The sequence below is a fragment of the Lichenicola sp. genome (assembly GCF_965198575.1).
In the GTDB taxonomy this organism is placed as follows: domain Bacteria; phylum Pseudomonadota; class Alphaproteobacteria; order Acetobacterales; family Acetobacteraceae; genus Lichenicola.
Genome location: NZ_OZ240671.1, coordinates 2,465,965 through 2,483,115, shown reverse-complemented (window position 1 = coordinate 2,483,115; position 17,151 = coordinate 2,465,965). Strand labels below are relative to the sequence as shown.

The following is a 17,151-nucleotide window of genomic DNA, read 5'->3' as shown; positions in this document are numbered from 1 at the left end:
CAGGCCGCCACGAAACTCCGCGCGGTGCAACAGGCCGTGTTTCGAAATGGTCAGTCCGGAGCTGGCGGTCAAGCTGTGCCGGATGCCGGCTGGGGCCCGCCGGCTCCACTCCGGTATGTGCCGGGCGCATGCGGCAGGAGCACAGACCCGGGCAGGCGCATGACTGCCGTCTCCTGCGTCCACACCAGGGCGCACTCGATCCGGCGGTCGGGATACAATGCCGTCAGCAGGGCGCGATAGGCCGCCATCTGACGCAGGTATGGCACCGGAACATCCTCCGGGCGTGCCGGCGTGCGCCGGTTGGTCTTGAAGTCGCAGACCAGCACCCGGTCCGGCAGCACCCGCAGCCGATCGATCTGGCCGGTGATCACGACACCGCCGACCAGCCCCGAGATCGGTTGCTCGGCCAGGGCGTCCGGGTCGAACAGCGGCGCCAGCAGATCGTGCGCCAGCACCGCCAGAACCTGCGTCGCCAGCCCGGCCGCCGCGTCCGCCGGAAGCCCGTCCGGTCCTGCAGACAGGAAGCGCCGGGCCGCCGCCTCCCGATCGGCCGCCGCGACGCCCGGCAGATGCTGCAGCAATGCATGAACCAGCCGGCCGCGACGGAACGCATCGAGACGACCGCCCCGCCCGCCGACGGCCGTGCCGTGTTCGCGATCGAGGGGCGAGCGCAATGCCGGCACCGGTCCCAACCCGACATCGTCCGGACGGCTGGGCGCCAGCGGTCGCGGGAGGTCGGGTTCCGATGGAGGTGACGCCGGCCTCCAGGCTGGTGCACGGCCCATCCATTCCGGCAGCGCCGGATCGACCCGGCCCTCGGGCGCCGATTGTTCTGCGGGCGCGACGGCCGAGTCGCGCTGCTCCAGCACCAGGCGCACGCCCGGCCAGCCGAGCCCGAACGGTTCCGCCGACGCCTCCGCGGTCGCGAAGCCCTGCCGGCACAGCTCATACCAGCAGGCCGGCGGCAGCCGGGATGCACCGGTGGCGCTCTTTCGGCCGGGCTCCCAGCCACACACCACCAGGCGATCCGCGGCCCGGGTCAGGGCCACGTAGAGCAGCCGGTTGCTCTCCTCGTGCGCCGCCTGGCGGATCCGGTCGCGCAGCCGGCGGGTCGGTGCCGAACCGAGATCGGCGCGCGGGACCCAGAACGGCAGCGTCAGGCCGCCGGCGTCGCTCCACAGCAAATTCTCGTCGGTGGGGGCGATCGAGGTGGTGTCGGGCAGCACCACGAGGCGCGCCTGCAGCCCCTTGGCACCGTGCGCGGTCATCACCCGCACGGCGTCACCGGCCGTGTCAGGCTCCCGCTTGATGGTCTCCTCGGATCGCCGCAGCCAGTGCAGGAAACCCTGCAGCGACGGCGGATGAGTGTCCGCGTGGCGCAGTGCCGCCGACAGCAGCTCGTCCACCGGTTCCGCCGCTTCCGGACCGAGCCGTGCTAGCAGCCGGGCACGGCCGCCGAGCCGTCCCAGCGCCTCGCTGAGCAAAGCGTGCGGCGACACGTGATCGACGCGGCCGAACAGCGTCGACAGCATCCCCCAGGCGCGCCGCCAGTCCGGCTGCTGCTCCGAGCGCTCGCGCAGCGCCTCCCACAGCGTGCCGCTGCGGCCGATCGCCAGCGCCATCAGGCTGTCGTCGGACAGGCCGCCGAGCGGGCTGGTCAGCACGCAGCCGAGCGTCAGGTCGTCCTGCGGCAGCAGCAGCACGTCGCACAACGCCATCAGGTCCTGCACGGCGATCTGGTCGACCAGGCCGGTCCGCACCAGCGTCGCCACCGGCACGCCCTCCGCCTTGAGCGCCCGGATCAGCGCCCGCACGAACGGACTGCGCCGCGGCACCAGCACCAGCACGTCGCCGGCGGTCAGGTTCGCGCCACCGGTCGAATGCGGCCGGCCGATCTCGCCGGCGATCCAGCGTGCCAGCGTCTCGGCCAGCCGTTGCGGCGCCGAGGCCTGGCCGCGATTGCGCGCCGGCGCGACCCAAGGATCGTCCGTTACCGGCTCCGGCTGCTCGGCCCCGTTCTCCACCACGGCCGGTGCAAGCGGCCAAAGCTCGACGCAACCGGGTGCGTCCGCGCGGGCGGAATAGTGCGTCACCGGCGCCGTGCTGCCGGGCTCGACCACGCCGGCCGCCGCGTCGGGACTCGCGAACACCGCATCGACCAGCGTCAGCACCGGCTCCACCGACCGGAACGACACGTTCAGCTCGGGCTCCCGCCACTGCTGGCCGCCATCCTGCACGCGCGATCGGAAGCGCTGGTGCCAGTCGTGGAAGGCCTTCGGATCGGCGCCCTGGAACGAGTAGATCGACTGCTTGTAGTCGCCTACCGCGAACACCGTGCGCGGCAGCGCCCGCTCGGTATCGGCGCCGGCACCGCTGAAGAAATCCTCGGTGAGCGCGCCGGCGATGCGCCATTGCAGGTCGGAGGTGTCCTGCACCTCGTCCAGCAGCAGATGGTCGATGCCGCCATCGAGCTTGTACAGCACCCAGGCCGAGCCCGGCTCGCGCAGCAGGTCCAGCGTGCGGGCGATCAGGTCGTCGTAATCCAGCAGGCCGCGCTCACGCTTGGTGCCGGCGTAGCGACGCAGCACCGGGCCCGCCATGCGCAGCAACGCCAGGGTCAGCGCCACCATCCGGATCGCGCGGCAGGCATCGTCCACCGACGCCACCCGCTCGGCTTCCGCAACCAGCGCCTCGGCGATCTCGGGATGCAACGTGGCGACCTTGCCGCGCACGAAACCGCCGGACGCGCGCGGCTCGCCGGCCGCGGTCAGGAACAGCTCGCGCCAGGCGTCCCAGGCCTGGTGCCGGTCGGGATGGCTGCGGGCCAGCCAATCGGCGATGCGCCCGGCGGTGGCCTTGAGGCCGGGCGGCCCGACCTGCATCGCCAGCCGCAGCAAATGCTGCATGCGGGGCTCGTCCGGCAGCTCGGTCGAGGCCATCAGACAGGCATTCTCGTCGGCATGGACGATGCCGGCGATCGCCCGCAGCCGCGTCTCGAGCCCGTCCGGATCCTGCTCCAGCAGGTCGAGCGCGTCCGCCAGCAGGGGCGCTTTTTCCTGCAGCCGGCGCACCAGCCGGGCGACCTCGGACGCATTGACCTGACCCGCCAGCAGGGTCAGCGCCGCCCGACCTTCGGACGAGCCGGCCCGCGCGCTCAGCACCTCTTCCCAGGCGCGGTTGAGCGCGATCCGGCTGTCGGTCTCCTCGACCAGGCGGAAATGCGGGCTAATCGCCGCCTCGATCGGGAACCGGCGCAGCAGCGACTGGCAGAAGGCGTGGATGGTGCCGATCCGCATGCCGCCCGGCAGGTCCAGCACGCGCGCGAACAACGCCCGGGCGGACTGGCGCAGGCCGGCATCGATGGCGCCGTCCGGTCCCGAGCCGCAGCCGAGTGCCGACAGCCGCAGGTCCAGCGCCGCGTCATCCAGCGTGACCCAGCGTCCGAGTTCGCGCTGCAGTCGGATCGACATCTCCGCCGCCGCCGCCTTGGTGAAGGTCAGGCACTGGATGCGCGCCGGATCGGTACCGGCGATCAGCCGACCATGCGGGTCGTCGGGTGCTGCACGCGGCAGCATCAGCCGCAGCAGCCGGTCGATCAGCAGCTTGGTCTTGCCGCTGCCGGCCGACGCCGACACGAACGCCGACACCGCCGGATCCGACGCCAGCCCCTGCTGCCGGTTGGCAAGCTGGATCGCGGTCTCGGGCACGCTGGTCATGCGCCGTCCTCGCGCGCCGCGCTCCATTCGGCCACCCGGGCCAATTGCGCGTAGTCCGGATAGGCCGGCGCCCAGTCCGGCCGCGGATGCGACAGATAGGGCTGGTCCGGCTGGTCGTAGGCAGCGACCAGGGCTGCCAGCGCGTGCCAGCTGCGCTCGACCAGCGCCTGCAACGCGTCACCCTCGAGCGGCCTGCGTTCCTCGCCCGGCGTCGCCCCGCCCGAGAGCTTCCAATAGACGATCTCGCTGGCCTGCGCCTGCAGCTCCGGGCCGAACGCACCGTGCAGCGCCATCGCCGCCTCCAGCACCAGCTGCGACGACCAGCCGGCCTGCACCGACCGATCGCTCGGCAGCGTGCCGGTCTTGTAGTCGAACAGCGCAAGCGTGCCGTCGGCGCGTTTCTCGATCCGGTCGGCGCGGCCGCTGAGCGTGAACGGGCCGCCGGGCAACCCCTCGATGGTCGACCGGCCGGCGATCTCGGTGCGCAGCTCCGCAGGTGCGGCGATGGCCCGCCGCTCGGCTTCGGTCCGCGCCACCCAGCCGGCGATCCGCGCCAGCCGCGGCCGCCACCACGCCGCCAACGCTGGCCGCAAGCCCTGGTCATCGAGCTCGGCATCGAATGCGTGCGCGAGGCCGACCGCGGCATCGGCCGGCCACCGGCCCGGGTGCGCGTCGAGGAACTTCGCCAGCCCGTCATGCACGATGGTGCCGTAATCGGCGGCGTCCGCGGGCTCCTCCAGGGCGCCGAGCGGGCGCAGGCGCAGCACGTGCTTGGCATGCACGGCATACGGGTCGCGCATCCAGGTCTCGATCTCGGTGACGCTGAGGCGACGCGGCCGCAACGCCACCGGCGGCATGGGAGATGGTGGCCGCACCGGCACCGCGGCACCCTCCGGCTGGTCCAGCCGCCGCAACCACGAGCTCGCCGGGTGCGCCGGCAGCACGAGGCCGCGACCGGCGAGGAACGCATCCAGCCGCACCAGCCAGCGTGCCGGCACCGCGGGCGCACCCTCCCGGCGGGACGGGCACGACAGCACGATCTCGGGTGCCGCACAGCAGGCCGACAGGAAATCGTGTGCCGCCTGGCCGACCGCCTCCTCGGGCGCCGGCAGCCCGACCCGGGCGCGCATCGGCCGGCTCATCCACGGCCCCGGATCGACGGCCGGCGGCCACACGGTCTCGGTCAACCCACCCAGCACCATCAGCTCGACGGTCTGCAGCCGCGCCTCGAGCAGCCCCCAGATGAACAGCCGCGGATGCTCCGCAGCACCCTCCGGCAGGCCACGCAGCACCCGGCGGCTGCGCACCGCGATGCCGGCGAGCGATGCCTCCAGCAGTCCGGCGAGGGTGCCGGGCGTCTGCTCCGGCAGGCCGTCCAGCGCGTCGCCGAGCTCGGACAGGTGCAGCGCCAGGGCGTTGCCCTCCTCGCCTGCCCAGAGAATTGCGGCACCGGGCTCCTGGTCGGTCGTGGCCAGCGCTTCCGCGGCTTGCAGCAGCGCCCGCAGCAGCTGGCCAGGTTCCGCCGCCGGCAGCGACGAGACCAGCAGCAGCGGCGACAGGCAGCGGAACACCCGGTCGAGAAACGCCGGCACGTCGGCCAGCGGGCGCGGCGCCCGCGGGTCCTCTGCCGCCTGCCGGGCCGCGTCGCGCAGGCCGTCGACGCCGGGAGTCGGTGCCGGCCCCCGCAGGCAGAGCAGTTCGAGTGCACGCGCCTGCCGACGGCATTCCGCAGGAGCCGCGCCTGCGGCCGCGAGCGGATGCTTCAGCAGCGACAGCAGCGCCACCGGAGCCAGACCCTCCGATACCGCTTCCGCCAGGAGCCGCAACAGCATCGCCGGTGGCGTCGAGACCAGCGGCTCGCCGGCGCTGTCATCGACCGCCACGCCCCAGCGCGACAGCTCGACGCCGACCCGGTTGGCCAGCGCCCGATCGGGTGTTACCAGCGCGGCCCGCCGACCCGGAACCTCGAGTGCCGCCCGCAGCACCAACGCGATCGCGGCGGCTTCCTCCTGCTGGTCGGCGGTGTGCAGGCGGCTGATGCCGTCGATGTCTGACGGGCTGCTGCGGTCATGCTGATCCAACGCTCCGCGATCATGCTGATCCGACGCTCCGCGATCATGCTGACTCGACGCCCCGCGATCATTTTGATCCGACGCTCCGCGATCATTTTGACCCGACGCCCCGCGATCATTTTGATCCGACGCTCCGCGATCATGCTGACTCGACGCTCCGCGATCATCCAGCCAGTCCCCCAGCGCCTGCTCCGGCAAGAGCGCGCGTGACAGCATCCGCACCCGTCCGGTGGAGCAGGTGACCATTTCCGCAGCACCGTCCCAGTGCTGCAGGTCGCCACGCCTGGCGCCGATCCGGTCGAGCAGACGCGCGAAACCGGCCTGCGGATGGCTGTCGGGCAGCGTCTCCCAGTCGGCATCGGCCAGCTGCTCGTCGACACCCGCAAGAACGACCTGCCCGTGCGGCATGCCGCCGATCGCCCGCAGCAGTGCCGCCACTGCCGGATTGGCCGTGGTGAAGCCGGCAGCCCAGATCGGGGGAGCCGCGTGATCCTGCGCCCATGCCTCCGACTGGGCCCGCAGCAGCGCCATCTGCCGTGCTGCCGGATTGCCCAGCCCGTTCTCGGCCAGCCATTGCGGCCAGGCGGCGGTGACGATCTGCAGGAACCGCAGCGTGTCCTGCCAGTGCTGCGCGAACCCCTCCGCCGCGTCCGGCAGGGTCCGCGCCAGGTCGCACTCGGCGCGCTCCGCCTCGTCCATCAGGTCGGCCAGCGCCTGCGCCAAGGGCCAGGCCTGGTCCAGCGTCGGCGCGGTACCGAACTGCCGCCCGGCCTTCAGCACCAGCCCGCTCAGCAACGCCAGCCGGCGCATCGGCTCGATCGCAGGGGCCAGGTCGAGCCAGCCGCCCAGTGCCAGCGGCGCCTCGTCGAGTGCCCCGATCGCCGAGATCCGCGGCAGCAGCATCACCCGGCCGTCGGCAACCCGCAGGAACGCCTCCGACAGCGCCCGCGCAGCACGGCGGGTCGGCAGCAGGATGATGCCGCGGGCCAGCGCCAACGGATCATCCGCACCCCCCGAGGCAGACGCCTGGGCGATCCAGCGCGTGGCGATCACGTCGAGGAACGGCAGGTTCTGCGCGACGAGAGCCAGCCTGGGTGCCATCTGCATGCGGCCTCGGGTCAGGTGTTGGGCGGCCCGAAGAGCGGGTCCCGCAGGGCGCGCTCGGTTTCGGCGATGTCGGCGGGGCGCGACAGGTGGAACCAGGGACCGTCATGCACCATCGCACGGATCCGGCCGCCGGCGATCGCCTCGTCCCACAGCGCGTTCATGCTGAAGCTGCCATGGCGGATGCCCTGGAACAGCGCCGGCGACAGCAGCTGCACGCCAGCGAACATGTACGGCACGATCTCGTTCTCCTGCCGGCGCCGCAGCCGGCCGTCCTCGTCGATCGCGAAATCGCCCGCACCCACCTCGCCGATCGCAGACGCGGTGCGCGCCACCAGCAGCAGCGCGTCGGTCGAGCTCTCGTCGAACCCGTCTGCGAGTCGCTGCAGCGCCGGGCGCGGACCGTCGAGCCAGAAGCTGTCGCCGTTCAGCACCAGAAACGGCGACTCCCGCGAGAGTGCACCGGAGTTCAGAGCTTCCAGCACGGCGCCGCCGGTATCCAACAGGTCGGGTTCGGACTGCAGGATGGTCTCCGGACGGGAGCCCGCCTGCGCCGCACGGGCTCGCAGACGGTCGGCCACCTGGTTGCCGAGCCAGTGCGCGTTCACCACCACGCTCTCGACGCCGATCTCGTGCAGCCGGTCCAACGCGTGGTCGAGCAGCGACCGGCCGGCCACCGACAGCAGCGGCTTCGGCGTGGTGCCGGTCAGCGGCTGCATCCGGGTGCCGAGGCCGGCGGCAAGGATCATCGCGCGCCGGACGCTCACACTCATGCGCGGACGTGCCCGAGCCCGGCCAGCACCGCCGGCAGGCGGTCCGGCCAGCCCTGCAGCATCACCCGGCGGGACGCATCCAGCGCATCGAGCGCATCGGGTGCCGCGGCACCGGGGTCCGGCATCAGCTCCAGGGTCAGGCGCAGTGCGTCCGCGGGGGCGAGTGCTCCGAGACGGTCAGGCCATTCCACCAGCACCGCACCCACCCGCGCCTCGTCCCAGCCGAGCTCCTCGAGCGCCCCAGCGCCGTCACGACTGCCAAGCGCCCCAGCGCCGTCACGACCCCCAAGCGCCCCAGCGCCGTCACGACCAGCAACCGCACCGGCACCGTCGCGACCCCCGGTCGGTTCCGGGACGCTCAGCCGCCACAGGTCGAAATGGGCGATCGGGAAGCCGGCACCGTCGTAGGCCTGGACCAGCGTGTAGCTCGGGCTCGGCACCTCCATGCCGGGATCGCCGCAGGCCGCGCGCAGCAACGCACGCGCCAGTGCGGTCTTGCCGGCGCCGAGCGGTCCCTCCAGCAGCACGCAGTCTCCGGGACGCAAGACACGTCCCAGCGCACGCCCGAGCGCCTCGGTACTTTCAAGGTCAGGTAGCTCGCGTATCCGGCCCGCGTTCATCCCGCCATCTTGCCGTAGCCCCACCTTGCTCCACAATGTGTCAGGGCCGAGACCAGGCGGGTGGCGTGCAGGAGATCGGGCCAATGCAGATCGAAACCGATGTGGCGATCGTCGGCGCCGGTCCCGCCGGCCTGTTCGCCGCCTTCGAGTGCGGCATGCTGCGCCTGGAGTGCGTGCTGATCGACGCGCTGTCGGAGGCCGGAGGACAGTGTGTCGCGCTGTATCCGGAAAAACCGATCTACGACATCCCGGCGCACCCCGCGATCGAGGCCGGCGACCTGGTGGCATCGCTGGAGCGCCAGCTCGCGCCGTTCGCAGTGCCGCGGCTGCTCGGGCGGCGGGTCGAGTCGCTGTCGGGCCTCCGCGGCGCCTTCCGGCTGCGCACCGACGCCGGCGACGAGGTGGCGGCGAAGGCGGTGATCATCGCCGCCGGAGCCGGCGCGTTCGGCCCGAATCGGCCGCCCCTGGAGGGCATCGAGAGCTTCGAGTCGACAGGCGCGGTGCAGTATTTCGTGCGCCGGCGGGAGTCGTTCCGGGGCCGCCGGGTGGTGATCGCCGGTGGCGGCGACAGCGCCGTGGACTGGGCGCTGTCATTGCGTGACGTGGCCGCCAAGGTATGGCTGGTGCATCGCCGCGACCGCTTCCGGGCAGCACCCGAAAGCCTTGACCGGCTCGACCGGGCGCACGCGCGCGGCGAGATCGAGAAGGTGGTGCCGTATCAGCTGCACGGCCTTACCGGCGAGAACGGCGTGCTGTCGGGCGTGACGGTGGCCACGCTGGATGGCGAGATCCGGACGCTGGATGCCGACCGGCTGCTGCCGTTCTTCGGGCTCGCGACCGATCTCGGCCCGATCGCCAACTGGGGCCTGCAGACCGGCCTGCACACCCTGATCCCGGTCACCCCTTCGACGCTGGAAACCACCCTGCCGGGAGTGTTCGCGATCGGCGACGTCGCGACCTACCCCGGCAAGCTCAAGCTCATCCTGCAGGGGTTCAGCGAGGCGGCGATGGCGGCACACGCGATCCATCCGATCGTCCGCCCGGAGCAGGCGCTGCATTTCGAATACTCCACCACCAAGGGCGTACCTGTTGCCTGAAGACGCGCACGTGAACCCGGGCTGGGCCGGCGGCTGGCTGTCGATCGATCTCGGCGCGATCGTCGCCAACTGGCGCGATCTGGCGGATCGGGTGGCGCCGGCCGAGTGTGCCGCGGTGGTGAAGGCCGACGCGTACGGGCTCGGCATCGACCGGGTGGCGCCGGCGCTGTCCGCGGCCGGGTGTCGCAGCTTCTTCGTCGCCCACCTGGCCGAGGCGGTGACCCTGCGTCGCCTGCTGCCCGACCGGACGGTGTTCGTGCTGAACGGCCTGCCACCCGGCACCGCGCCCGACTTCGCCGCACATCGCCTGCTGCCGGTGCTGAACAGCCCAGAGCAGATCGCGGAATGGCAGGCGCACGCGGTCATGGCCGGGCAGCGGCTTCCCGCGGCATTGCAGATCGATACCGGGATGTCGCGCTTCGGTCTGGCCGCCGCCGATCTTGCACGGCTGGCCTCCGAACCGGAGCCGTTCGCCGGCATCGACACCAGGCTGGTGATGAGCCACCTGGGTTGCGCCGATACCCCCGACCATCCGGCGAATGCGATGCAGCTGGCCGGCTTCCAGGCCCTGCGTCCGTTGCTGCCGGCAGCAGCGTCGAGCCTGGCCGCGTCGTCCGGCATCTTCCTGGGCCGGCCATTCCATCTCGACATGGTGCGTCCCGGAGCCGCGCTGTTCGGGGTGCCACCGACGGCGGGGCAGCTCAATCCGATGCGCCCGGTGGTCAGGCTGCAGGGCCGCGTGGTGCAGACGCGCCTGATCCAACCCGGCGACTGGGTGGGCTATGGTGCAACGTTCGTGGCGACCCGGCCGACCCGTATCGCCACCGTGGCGATCGGCTATGCGGACGGCTTCCTGCGGTCGTCGCAGGGCGGCGTGGCATGCGGGCCCGCGGGCGAGATGCTGCCGATCGTCGGCCGGATCTCGATGGACTGCCTGGCGGTCGACGTGACCGACCTGGCCGAGCCGCCCGTCGAGGGTGCCCCGCTCGACCTGATCGGGCCGCACCGCCGCCTGGAGGACGCAGCCGACGCCGCCGGCACGATCGGCTACGAGATGCTCACCTCGCTCGGGATGCGCTACCACCGCACCTGGAACGGCCCCACTTGACCGCTGGGCGCGACACGGCGCCGCTGCCGCAACCCGGGGTCGCCTGGCCCGCTATACCGCCCGAGGAGCACCGCCATGATCGAGTTCCATACCTGGAAGACGCCGAACGGCCGCAAGGTGGCGATCATGCTGGAGGAGCTGGGGGAGCCGTATAAGCTGCATCCGGTCGACTTCTCCCAGAAGCAGCAATTCACCCCGGAATTCCTGGCCATCTCGCCCAACAACAAGATCCCGGCGATCGTCGACACCGACGCCGCCGGTGGTCCGCTCGCCATCTTCGAGAGCGGCGCGATCCTGACCTACCTCGCCGAACGTAGCGGCCGTTTCCTCGAGCCTGCCGGGCCGGTGCGGTTCAAGACGCTGGAATGGCTGTACTGGCAGGTCGGCGGCCTGGGACCGATGCTGGGCCAGTTCGCCTACTTCGCGGTGATGTCGAAGGACCCGCCGAACCCGGCGGCGATCGAGCGCTTCGGCGCCGAAGTCGGACGCCTGCTCGGTGTTCTGGAAGGTCGGCTGCAGGCGTCGGCCTATCTCGGCGGTGAGCAGTACACGATCGCCGACATGGCGAGCTACCCGTGGATGGTCGGCGCAACCACGATGATGGCCGACGCACTCGGCGACCGGCTGGCGGGCAAGCCGGCAATCCAGGACTGGATGGCCCGGGTCGGCGCGCGTCCCGCGGTGCAGGCCGGCATGGCGATCCCGGCCTGATGGCGCTGGCTTCGAGAAGGTCCCGCGCATGAAGGTCGCGGTGCTTGGCGGCGGCGTGATCGGCGTCACCTCGGCCTGGTATCTGGCGCGGCTGGGGCACGAGGTCGAGCTGATCGACCGCCAGCCCGGCGTGGCGATGGAGACCAGCTTCGCCAATGCCGGCCAGGTCTCGCCCGGCTACTCGACGCCGTGGGCGGCACCGGGGCTCCCGCGCAAGGCGCTCGGCTGGATGCTGCACAAGCACAGCCCGCTCAGGATCCGCGCCCGGGTCGATCTGGCGATGTTCCGCTGGATGACGCAGCTGATGGCGAACTGCACCGAGGAGGCGTACGACCGCAACAAGAGCCGGATGCTGCGGATCGCCGAGTACAGCCGCGACTGCCTGGACGACCTGCGCCACGAAACCGGCATCACCTACGACGATCGCCAGGGCGGGCTGATCCAGCTGTTCCGCACCCAGGCGCAGCTCGACCATGCCGCGGACGACATGCGTATCCTGGCCGCAAGCGACGTGCCGCACGAGCTGCTCGACCGGGACGGCGTGCTGCGCCATGAACCCGGGCTGGCGCACTCGATCGACCGGCTGAAGGGCGGCCTGAGGCTGCCCGGCGACCAGTCCGGCGACGCGCATCTGTTCACCCGGCGGCTGGCCGAAAAGGCTGCGGCAGCGGGCGTTCGGTTCCGCTTCGGCGTCGGCATCGAGCGGCTGCTGCACTCACCGGACCTGATCGAGAGCGTGCAGACCACCGAAGGTCCGGTGCTGGCCGACGCCTACCTGGTGGCGATGGGGGTGCACACGGCGCGGTTGCTGCGGCCGCTCGGGCTGCATGTGCCGGTCTATCCGGTGAAGGGCTACTCGCTCACCATCCCGCTCACCGATCCGGCCCGCGCCCCCGTCTCGACGGTAAACGACGAGACCTACAAGGTCGCGATGACCAGGCTCGGCGATCGCATCCGCGTCGGCGGCACGGCGGAGCTGACGGGTTACGACCTGCGCCTGCGTCCGGAGCGGCGGGAGACGCTGGAGCTGTCGTTCGGCGAGCTGTTCGGCGGCGGCGACCTCGAGCGCGCGACCTACTGGACCGGCTTGCGACCGAACACGCCCGATGGCACGCCGATCATCGGCAAGGCAGGCCGTTATCGAAATCTGTGGCTCAATACCGGCCACGGCACGCTCGGCTGGACCATGGCCTGCGGCTCCGGCCGACTGATCGCCGACCTCATTTCGGACCGGCGCCCGAATATCGAGCACGAGGACCTGTCGCTCTCCCGCTACTGAGATCGACCGCTCGAGGATGCGCTGTGCCGGCGATCCGGCACTCTCACCCGGCACACCACATTCTCGAACCGGTCTCTTCGTGCCTCGCGAAGGTCAGGCCGCTTCGTGTTCCGTGGGCTCTTCCACCGCAGGGTGCAGCCTCGGGGTGACATGGGCGGCGATCAGGTCGCGGACCTGGGCGAACACCAGGGTCTCGTCCAGCGTGTAGTTGCTGCGATCGACACCCTCGGAGCCCGGCTCGGCAACGTCGGTGACCGCCTCGATCGCGTTGAAATACATCGGGGTCGGGTGATCCATCGCGGCCGGGTGGTGATAGATCGCGAGGTCGTGCCGGTTCTCGAGGTTCCAGCGTCCGACCGTGGCGAGGCCTGGCGTGTTGCAGACCCACCGGTACTTGGCCAGCGCCGCACCCCAGGGGGCCACGAAGAAATCCGCCTCGCTGCACCAGATGACGCTCTCCTGCACCGGGCGGTCGATGTTGCTGACGATGGTGACGTCGGTCCCGCGGTAGCGCTGCTCGAGTGAGTCCGCGATCGCCATCTCGCGCTGCATGAAGGTGGAGCCGCCGGTCAGCGTGTCGCCGAAGCTCGCATAGGTGCTGCCGGGCTGGTCACCGGCGCTGTTATGGCCGTCGATGACGATGGTGACGCGGCCGAGCTCGCGCGCCAGCATGGCCACGAGGTCGATGGTGAAGCCCTCCATGTCCTCGATGGTGCGGTTGCCGATGCGCAGGCCCACCACCACCACGGCACCCCGCGCATTCGCCTGCGCTGCCTGCAGCACCGGCTCGTGCCACCGCTCGGACCGGCGCAGTGCGGCGATGATCCGCCGGCCGACCTGGCCCGGAACGCTGATGCCGGTGGATTTTATGACGCTCTGCCGATCACGGTAGAACTGCTCGATATGGCTGACGAACGAGCCCTCGATCCGGACCACCTTGCCGGCGAGCTCGGGAAAGATCTCGTCGATCGGGCCGTAGATCTCGGGGTGGTGCGCGGTGTCGAACACATAGAAACGCGGCAGCTTCTCCGGCGGGAACGCGTCCACCAGGTAGGACACGCCGCTCAGATCCTGCCAGACGAAGTGCCCCAGATGGATCGCAGGGTAGCCGCGGAAGGCGTGAACGATCTCGGCCGGCGGCTGCAGCAGGCTGGTGGCGAGGTCGGCGCCGTAGAGCGTCACGTGGCGCAGCAGCGTCTGCCCCGCCTTGTGGGTGTAGCGGATGGAGATGTCCATCTGCAGGCGATCGGCGCCGACGACCAGGTCGGCGGACGGGAAATAAGCCGCGAAGCCCCTGAAGAAGCCTTCCTGCGCGAAGATGTAGAAGGTGAGCCCGGTGCGGTCGTCGCACATCTGGTACGCGAAGCTGAAATCGTCGATGTAGAAGGTCCTGGGGACCACCCGGATCATGTGGCCATCGACCGGCGACGGCCACATCATCGCGCCGTCCCCGGCCTGCCTGAACAGCTCGGTTCGTAGGAAATGCTGGCAGGTGGCCCGGGTATGGTTCGGATCCAGCAACACCTGGCCGGTCGGTGTCGAGGCCGAATAGCTCATCGGCGCCGGCGGCGGCTCGTCGGCGGGCCAGCGATGGGCCACCGTCTCGTTCAGGCCGGAGCTCAGGAAATAGAGGCTCAGCAGGTCGTCCCGGGTCAGCCGCTGCAGCTGCAGGAACGATGACGCAGTCTCGCTGAGCGGCAGCGCCGGGGCCATGATCAGCCGCTCGCGCAGCTCCTCGAACACCACCGTGCACACCGACTCCAGGTGCGTGCGCATGGCCCCGCGCAGCTGCTGTGCCGTGTTGCCGAGCAGCTCGACGCGCCGGTCGACGTACCAGACGCCCTGGTGACCGTCCTCATGCAGCAGCTCTAGGATCACCACCGGCGCGAACAGCGTGCTCACGCGGTCCACCCGCCACCCGGCCCCGAGATGGGTCGGCATGTCGGCAGCGGTGATCACGAGGTCGTCCGGCGGGGCGATACGGGCCTGCGCCGGCGACAGCACCAGCGGATCGTCGGCGGCGATCTCGAGCATGGCGTCGGGCAGCATCGGCTGGCCGGCCTTGGCGCAGAGCGTGCGCACGATCTCGCGCCGGACGTCGAGATGCAGCGCGAGCAGGGCGGACACCGATGCGGGCTGCATGCAGGCAAGGCCGGGCGTGCCCATCGCGGCCAGCCAATTCACCGCAGGCCCGCCACGCAGGCCGACGAGCTCGAACAGGAACGGCGGCAGCGCGGTGAAGTCGTTGCCGATGAAGACGCCTTCCGGGTTGAGCAGCCAGAAGCCGGCATGGCCGCCTTCATGCAGGAACTCCAGCAGCAGCACCGGATGGAACAGCGTCAGCACCAGGCCCGGACGCCAGCCGTCATTGAAGGATTTCAGCGGGCCGGCGGAATTGACGATCGGCACCTCGACATCGGCGAGCAGGCGCAAATGGTAGGTGTCGCCACGCAGCACCACCGCGTCGCTCAGGATCGGGTTCAGCACGGCGAGCTGCTCACGGGTCAACATGATCGCATCCTATGTCCATCGCAGCACTTCGGACGGCACGATCATCCAGCCGATCCGCGCCGTTTCGCCAGTCAAGATTTCAAGGCGTTAGGTGGTTCCGGACGATTGCCGGACCGGTCGAAGGCGCACAGCTTCACGGCAGACTGCCTCAAGGCAGTGCCAACCCGTTCCCTGCGTCGGTCGACGAGCCTGCCCAACCGGGATAGCGGCCGGAGACGCGGTCCCGTTCTTCGCCACCGGCGACACCGATCGAGAAGCCATGGCCGAGATCGGTCTCGATGCCGACCGCGGCACTGCTGCCGGTGACTTTAGGCTGATCTTTCCAGTGCGGCCCCTGCCCGGCCCCGATCGCCACGAAGGCGTGGGTGTTGCCGCCGATCAGGCCGCTATCCACCCGCATCGAGGTGCTGCTGTAGCCGTTGGAGCCGAAGGACTGGCTGACCTCGCCACCGGCGATCACCGGCGACGGGAACAGCGCTCCCGAAGGCTGGAACCCGGTTGGTTGGGGCCCGGGGGGTTGCGGCGCAAGCGAGTAGTTGCCGGGTGCGGCGAGCGGGTTGGATGCCGTCAGGCTGCTTGCCGCCCCCGGATCGGCCGCCCGGGCCGACTGCAGGGACGCATGAACCCCGAAAAGCAGCACGCCGAGCGCCAGGCGACGCCGGATCAGCGCAGCTCCGGAGCGCGGCGTGCCACCCATCAGTCGACCTTGACGACGCGAAGCGTGTTGGTGGTGCCGGCTCGCCCGAACGGAACGCCGGCGGCAATCACCAGCAGGTCGCCCGGAACCGCCAGACCCGCCTTCTGCGCGGTCTCGACCGCCGCCTCGACGACATGCGCCATGGTCTCGTTCGGCTCGTGCTCGCCGACCGCCAGCGCCTGGACACCCCATGCCACCGACAACCGGCGGGCGGCCGGCAGGTTGGCAGCCAACCCGAGTACCGGGCAGGCCGGACGCTCGCGCGAGATCCGCACCGCACTGCGGCCCGACAAGGTGTAGGCGACGATCGCCACCGCGCCGATCGACTGGGCGACCTGCTGTGCGGCGTAGGCGATCGCGTCCGCCGTGGTGCCGTCGGGGGCCGGGCGCGCGGCTTCCTGCATGGCGAGCCAGCCCTGGTCGGCTTCGACCTGCATGGCGATGCGCTTCATGATCGACACTGCCTCGACCGAATACTGGCCGACCGCGGTCTCGCCCGACAGCATCACCGCGTCGGCGCCGTCGAACACTGCCGTCGCCACGTCGGAGGCCTCGGCGCGGGTCGGCGTCGGGGCAGAGATCATGCTCTCCAGCATCTGGGTCGCGACCACCACCGGGATGCCCATCTGGCGGGCGGCGCGGACGATGCGCTTCTGCTCGAGCGGCACCCGCTCCGGCGGCAGCTCGACGCCGAGATCGCCGCGGGCGACCATCACCGCGTCGGAGAGGCGCAGGATCGCGTCCAGGTTGTCGAGGGCCTGCGGCTTCTCGACCTTGGTCATGATCCAGGCGCGACCCTGCACCAGCGAGCGGGCTTCCTCGACGTCGGCCGGGGTCTGCACGAAGGACAGGCCGATGAAATCGACGCCGTGATCCAGCGCGAAGGCGAGGTCGGCGCGGTCCTTCACGGTCAGCGCCGGGATCGGCAGGATGACGTCCGGGACGTTGACGCCCTTGCGGTCCGACAGGATGCCGCCGGTTACGATCTCGGTCTCGAGCCGGTCGGAGTAGCAGGCCCGCACGCGCAGGCTCAGCCGGCCGTCATCGAGCAGCAGCATCGAGCCGACGGTGGCGGCCTGGATGATCTCCGGATGCGGCAGCTGCACGCGGCGCTGGTCGCCTGGGGTGAATTCGAGGTCGAGCCCGAAGCTCTCTCCCGGCACCAGCAGGGCGCGGCCGCCGGCGAACGCGCCGACCCGCAGCTTCGGCCCCTGCACGTCGGCGAGGATGCCGATCGGGCGGCCATGACGCTGCTCGACCGCGCGCACCGCGGCGATCCGGGCGCCATGATCGGCGTGCTCGCCATGCGAGAAGTTGACCCGGAACAGGTCGGCGCCAGCCTCGACGAGGGCGGCGATGCGGTCCTCGGAGCTGCTGACCGGCCCGAGCGTGGCGACGATCTTGGTGCGACGGCTAAGCAGAGCGGCGGGTGACGTGTGAGCTGACAAGGACTGGCCTCCTGT

11 protein-coding genes are annotated in these 17,151 nt (G+C 71.0%); 4 read left to right on the top strand and 7 right to left on the bottom strand.

Features of this window, described 5'->3' with window-relative positions; all coding sequences use genetic code 11:
- Window positions 1-68: 68 nt before the first annotated feature.
- From addA to tsaE, 4 genes are read right to left on the bottom strand one after another with little or no spacing between them, the layout of a single operon-like run.
- On the bottom strand, window positions 69-3,716 hold the full coding sequence (gene addA, locus ACOEQ2_RS11220) for a double-strand break repair helicase AddA (protein ID WP_419728069.1): 3,648 nt from the start codon (window positions 3,714-3,716) through the stop codon (window positions 69-71).
- A complete protein-coding gene (addB, locus tag ACOEQ2_RS11215; protein WP_419728068.1) occupies window positions 3,713-6,895 on the bottom strand; it encodes a double-strand break repair protein AddB in 3,183 nt (1,060 codons plus the stop codon). The genes addA and addB overlap by 4 nt, the downstream gene beginning before the upstream one ends.
- Window positions 6,896-6,906: 11 nt before the next feature.
- On the bottom strand, window positions 6,907-7,665 hold the full coding sequence (locus tag ACOEQ2_RS11210) for a nucleotidyltransferase family protein (protein ID WP_419728067.1): 759 nt from the start codon (window positions 7,663-7,665) through the stop codon (window positions 6,907-6,909).
- Entirely contained in the window at window positions 7,662-8,285 is a 624-nt protein-coding gene (gene tsaE / locus ACOEQ2_RS11205) for a tRNA (adenosine(37)-N6)-threonylcarbamoyltransferase complex ATPase subunit type 1 TsaE (RefSeq protein ID WP_419728066.1), read from the bottom strand. Before tsaE ends, ACOEQ2_RS11210 begins: the two co-directional genes overlap by 4 nt.
- Before the next feature lie 83 nt (window positions 8,286-8,368).
- Here tsaE and ACOEQ2_RS11200 point away from each other — a divergent pair, with 83 nt between their 5' ends.
- From ACOEQ2_RS11200 to ACOEQ2_RS11185, 4 genes are all read left to right on the top strand, one after another.
- Window positions 8,369-9,382, top strand: coding sequence for an NAD(P)/FAD-dependent oxidoreductase (locus ACOEQ2_RS11200; RefSeq protein ID WP_419728065.1), 1,014 nt, complete (start codon window positions 8,369-8,371; stop codon window positions 9,380-9,382).
- Complete coding sequence (gene alr / locus ACOEQ2_RS11195) at window positions 9,375-10,490, top strand: alanine racemase (RefSeq protein ID WP_419728064.1); 1,116 nt, start codon at window positions 9,375-9,377, stop codon at window positions 10,488-10,490. The genes ACOEQ2_RS11200 and alr overlap by 8 nt, the downstream gene beginning before the upstream one ends.
- 75 nt (window positions 10,491-10,565) lie before the next feature.
- Window positions 10,566-11,201, top strand: a complete 636-nt coding sequence (locus tag ACOEQ2_RS11190; RefSeq protein ID WP_419728063.1) for a glutathione S-transferase family protein — start codon at window positions 10,566-10,568, stop codon at window positions 11,199-11,201.
- Window positions 11,202-11,229: 28 nt separating this feature from the next.
- Window positions 11,230-12,480 (top strand): D-amino acid dehydrogenase, encoded by a 1,251-nt coding sequence (locus ACOEQ2_RS11185; RefSeq protein WP_419728062.1) that lies wholly within the window; start codon window positions 11,230-11,232, stop codon window positions 12,478-12,480.
- Between the two features lie 93 nt (window positions 12,481-12,573).
- Here the strand turns inward: ACOEQ2_RS11185 and ACOEQ2_RS11180 are convergent, their stop codons facing one another.
- The 3 genes from ACOEQ2_RS11180 to pyk all read right to left on the bottom strand — a co-directional run bounded on the left by ACOEQ2_RS11180 (window position 12,574) and on the right by pyk (window position 17,136).
- Window positions 12,574-14,991 carry a hypothetical protein gene (locus tag ACOEQ2_RS11180; protein ID WP_419728061.1) on the bottom strand — a complete coding sequence of 806 codons (2,418 nt, stop codon included), beginning with the start codon at window positions 14,989-14,991 and terminating at the stop codon, window positions 12,574-12,576.
- Window positions 14,992-15,139: 148 nt separating this feature from the next.
- A complete protein-coding gene (locus ACOEQ2_RS11175; protein WP_419728060.1) occupies window positions 15,140-15,688 on the bottom strand; it encodes a hypothetical protein in 549 nt (182 codons plus the stop codon).
- Window positions 15,688-17,136 carry a pyruvate kinase gene (gene pyk / locus ACOEQ2_RS11170; protein ID WP_419728059.1) on the bottom strand — a complete coding sequence of 483 codons (1,449 nt, stop codon included), beginning with the start codon at window positions 17,134-17,136 and terminating at the stop codon, window positions 15,688-15,690. Before pyk ends, ACOEQ2_RS11175 begins: the two co-directional genes overlap by 1 nt.
- Between the last annotated feature and the right edge of the window lie 15 nt (window positions 17,137-17,151).

Excerpts from the sequence above, each read along its gene's own strand:
- ACOEQ2_RS11210 (WP_419728067.1), bottom strand. The coding sequence starts at position 7,665 with ATGAGTGTGAGCGTCCGGCGCGCGATGATCCTTGCCGCCGGCCTCGGC.
- tsaE (WP_419728066.1), bottom strand. The coding sequence starts at position 8,285 with ATGAACGCGGGCCGGATACGCGAGCTACCTGACCTTGAAAGTACCGAG.
- ACOEQ2_RS11185 (WP_419728062.1), top strand. The coding sequence starts at position 11,230 with ATGAAGGTCGCGGTGCTTGGCGGCGGCGTGATCGGCGTCACCTCGGCC.
- ACOEQ2_RS11180 (WP_419728061.1), bottom strand. The coding sequence starts at position 14,991 with ATGTTGACCCGTGAGCAGCTCGCCGTGCTGAACCCGATCCTGAGCGAC.
- addB (WP_419728068.1), bottom strand. The coding sequence starts at position 6,895 with ATGCAGATGGCACCCAGGCTGGCTCTCGTCGCGCAGAACCTGCCGTTC.
- ACOEQ2_RS11190 (WP_419728063.1), top strand. The coding sequence starts at position 10,566 with ATGATCGAGTTCCATACCTGGAAGACGCCGAACGGCCGCAAGGTGGCG.
- ACOEQ2_RS11200 (WP_419728065.1), top strand. The coding sequence starts at position 8,369 with ATGCAGATCGAAACCGATGTGGCGATCGTCGGCGCCGGTCCCGCCGGC.
- addA (WP_419728069.1), bottom strand. The coding sequence starts at position 3,716 with ATGACCAGCGTGCCCGAGACCGCGATCCAGCTTGCCAACCGGCAGCAG.
- ACOEQ2_RS11175 (WP_419728060.1), bottom strand. The coding sequence starts at position 15,688 with ATGGGTGGCACGCCGCGCTCCGGAGCTGCGCTGATCCGGCGTCGCCTG.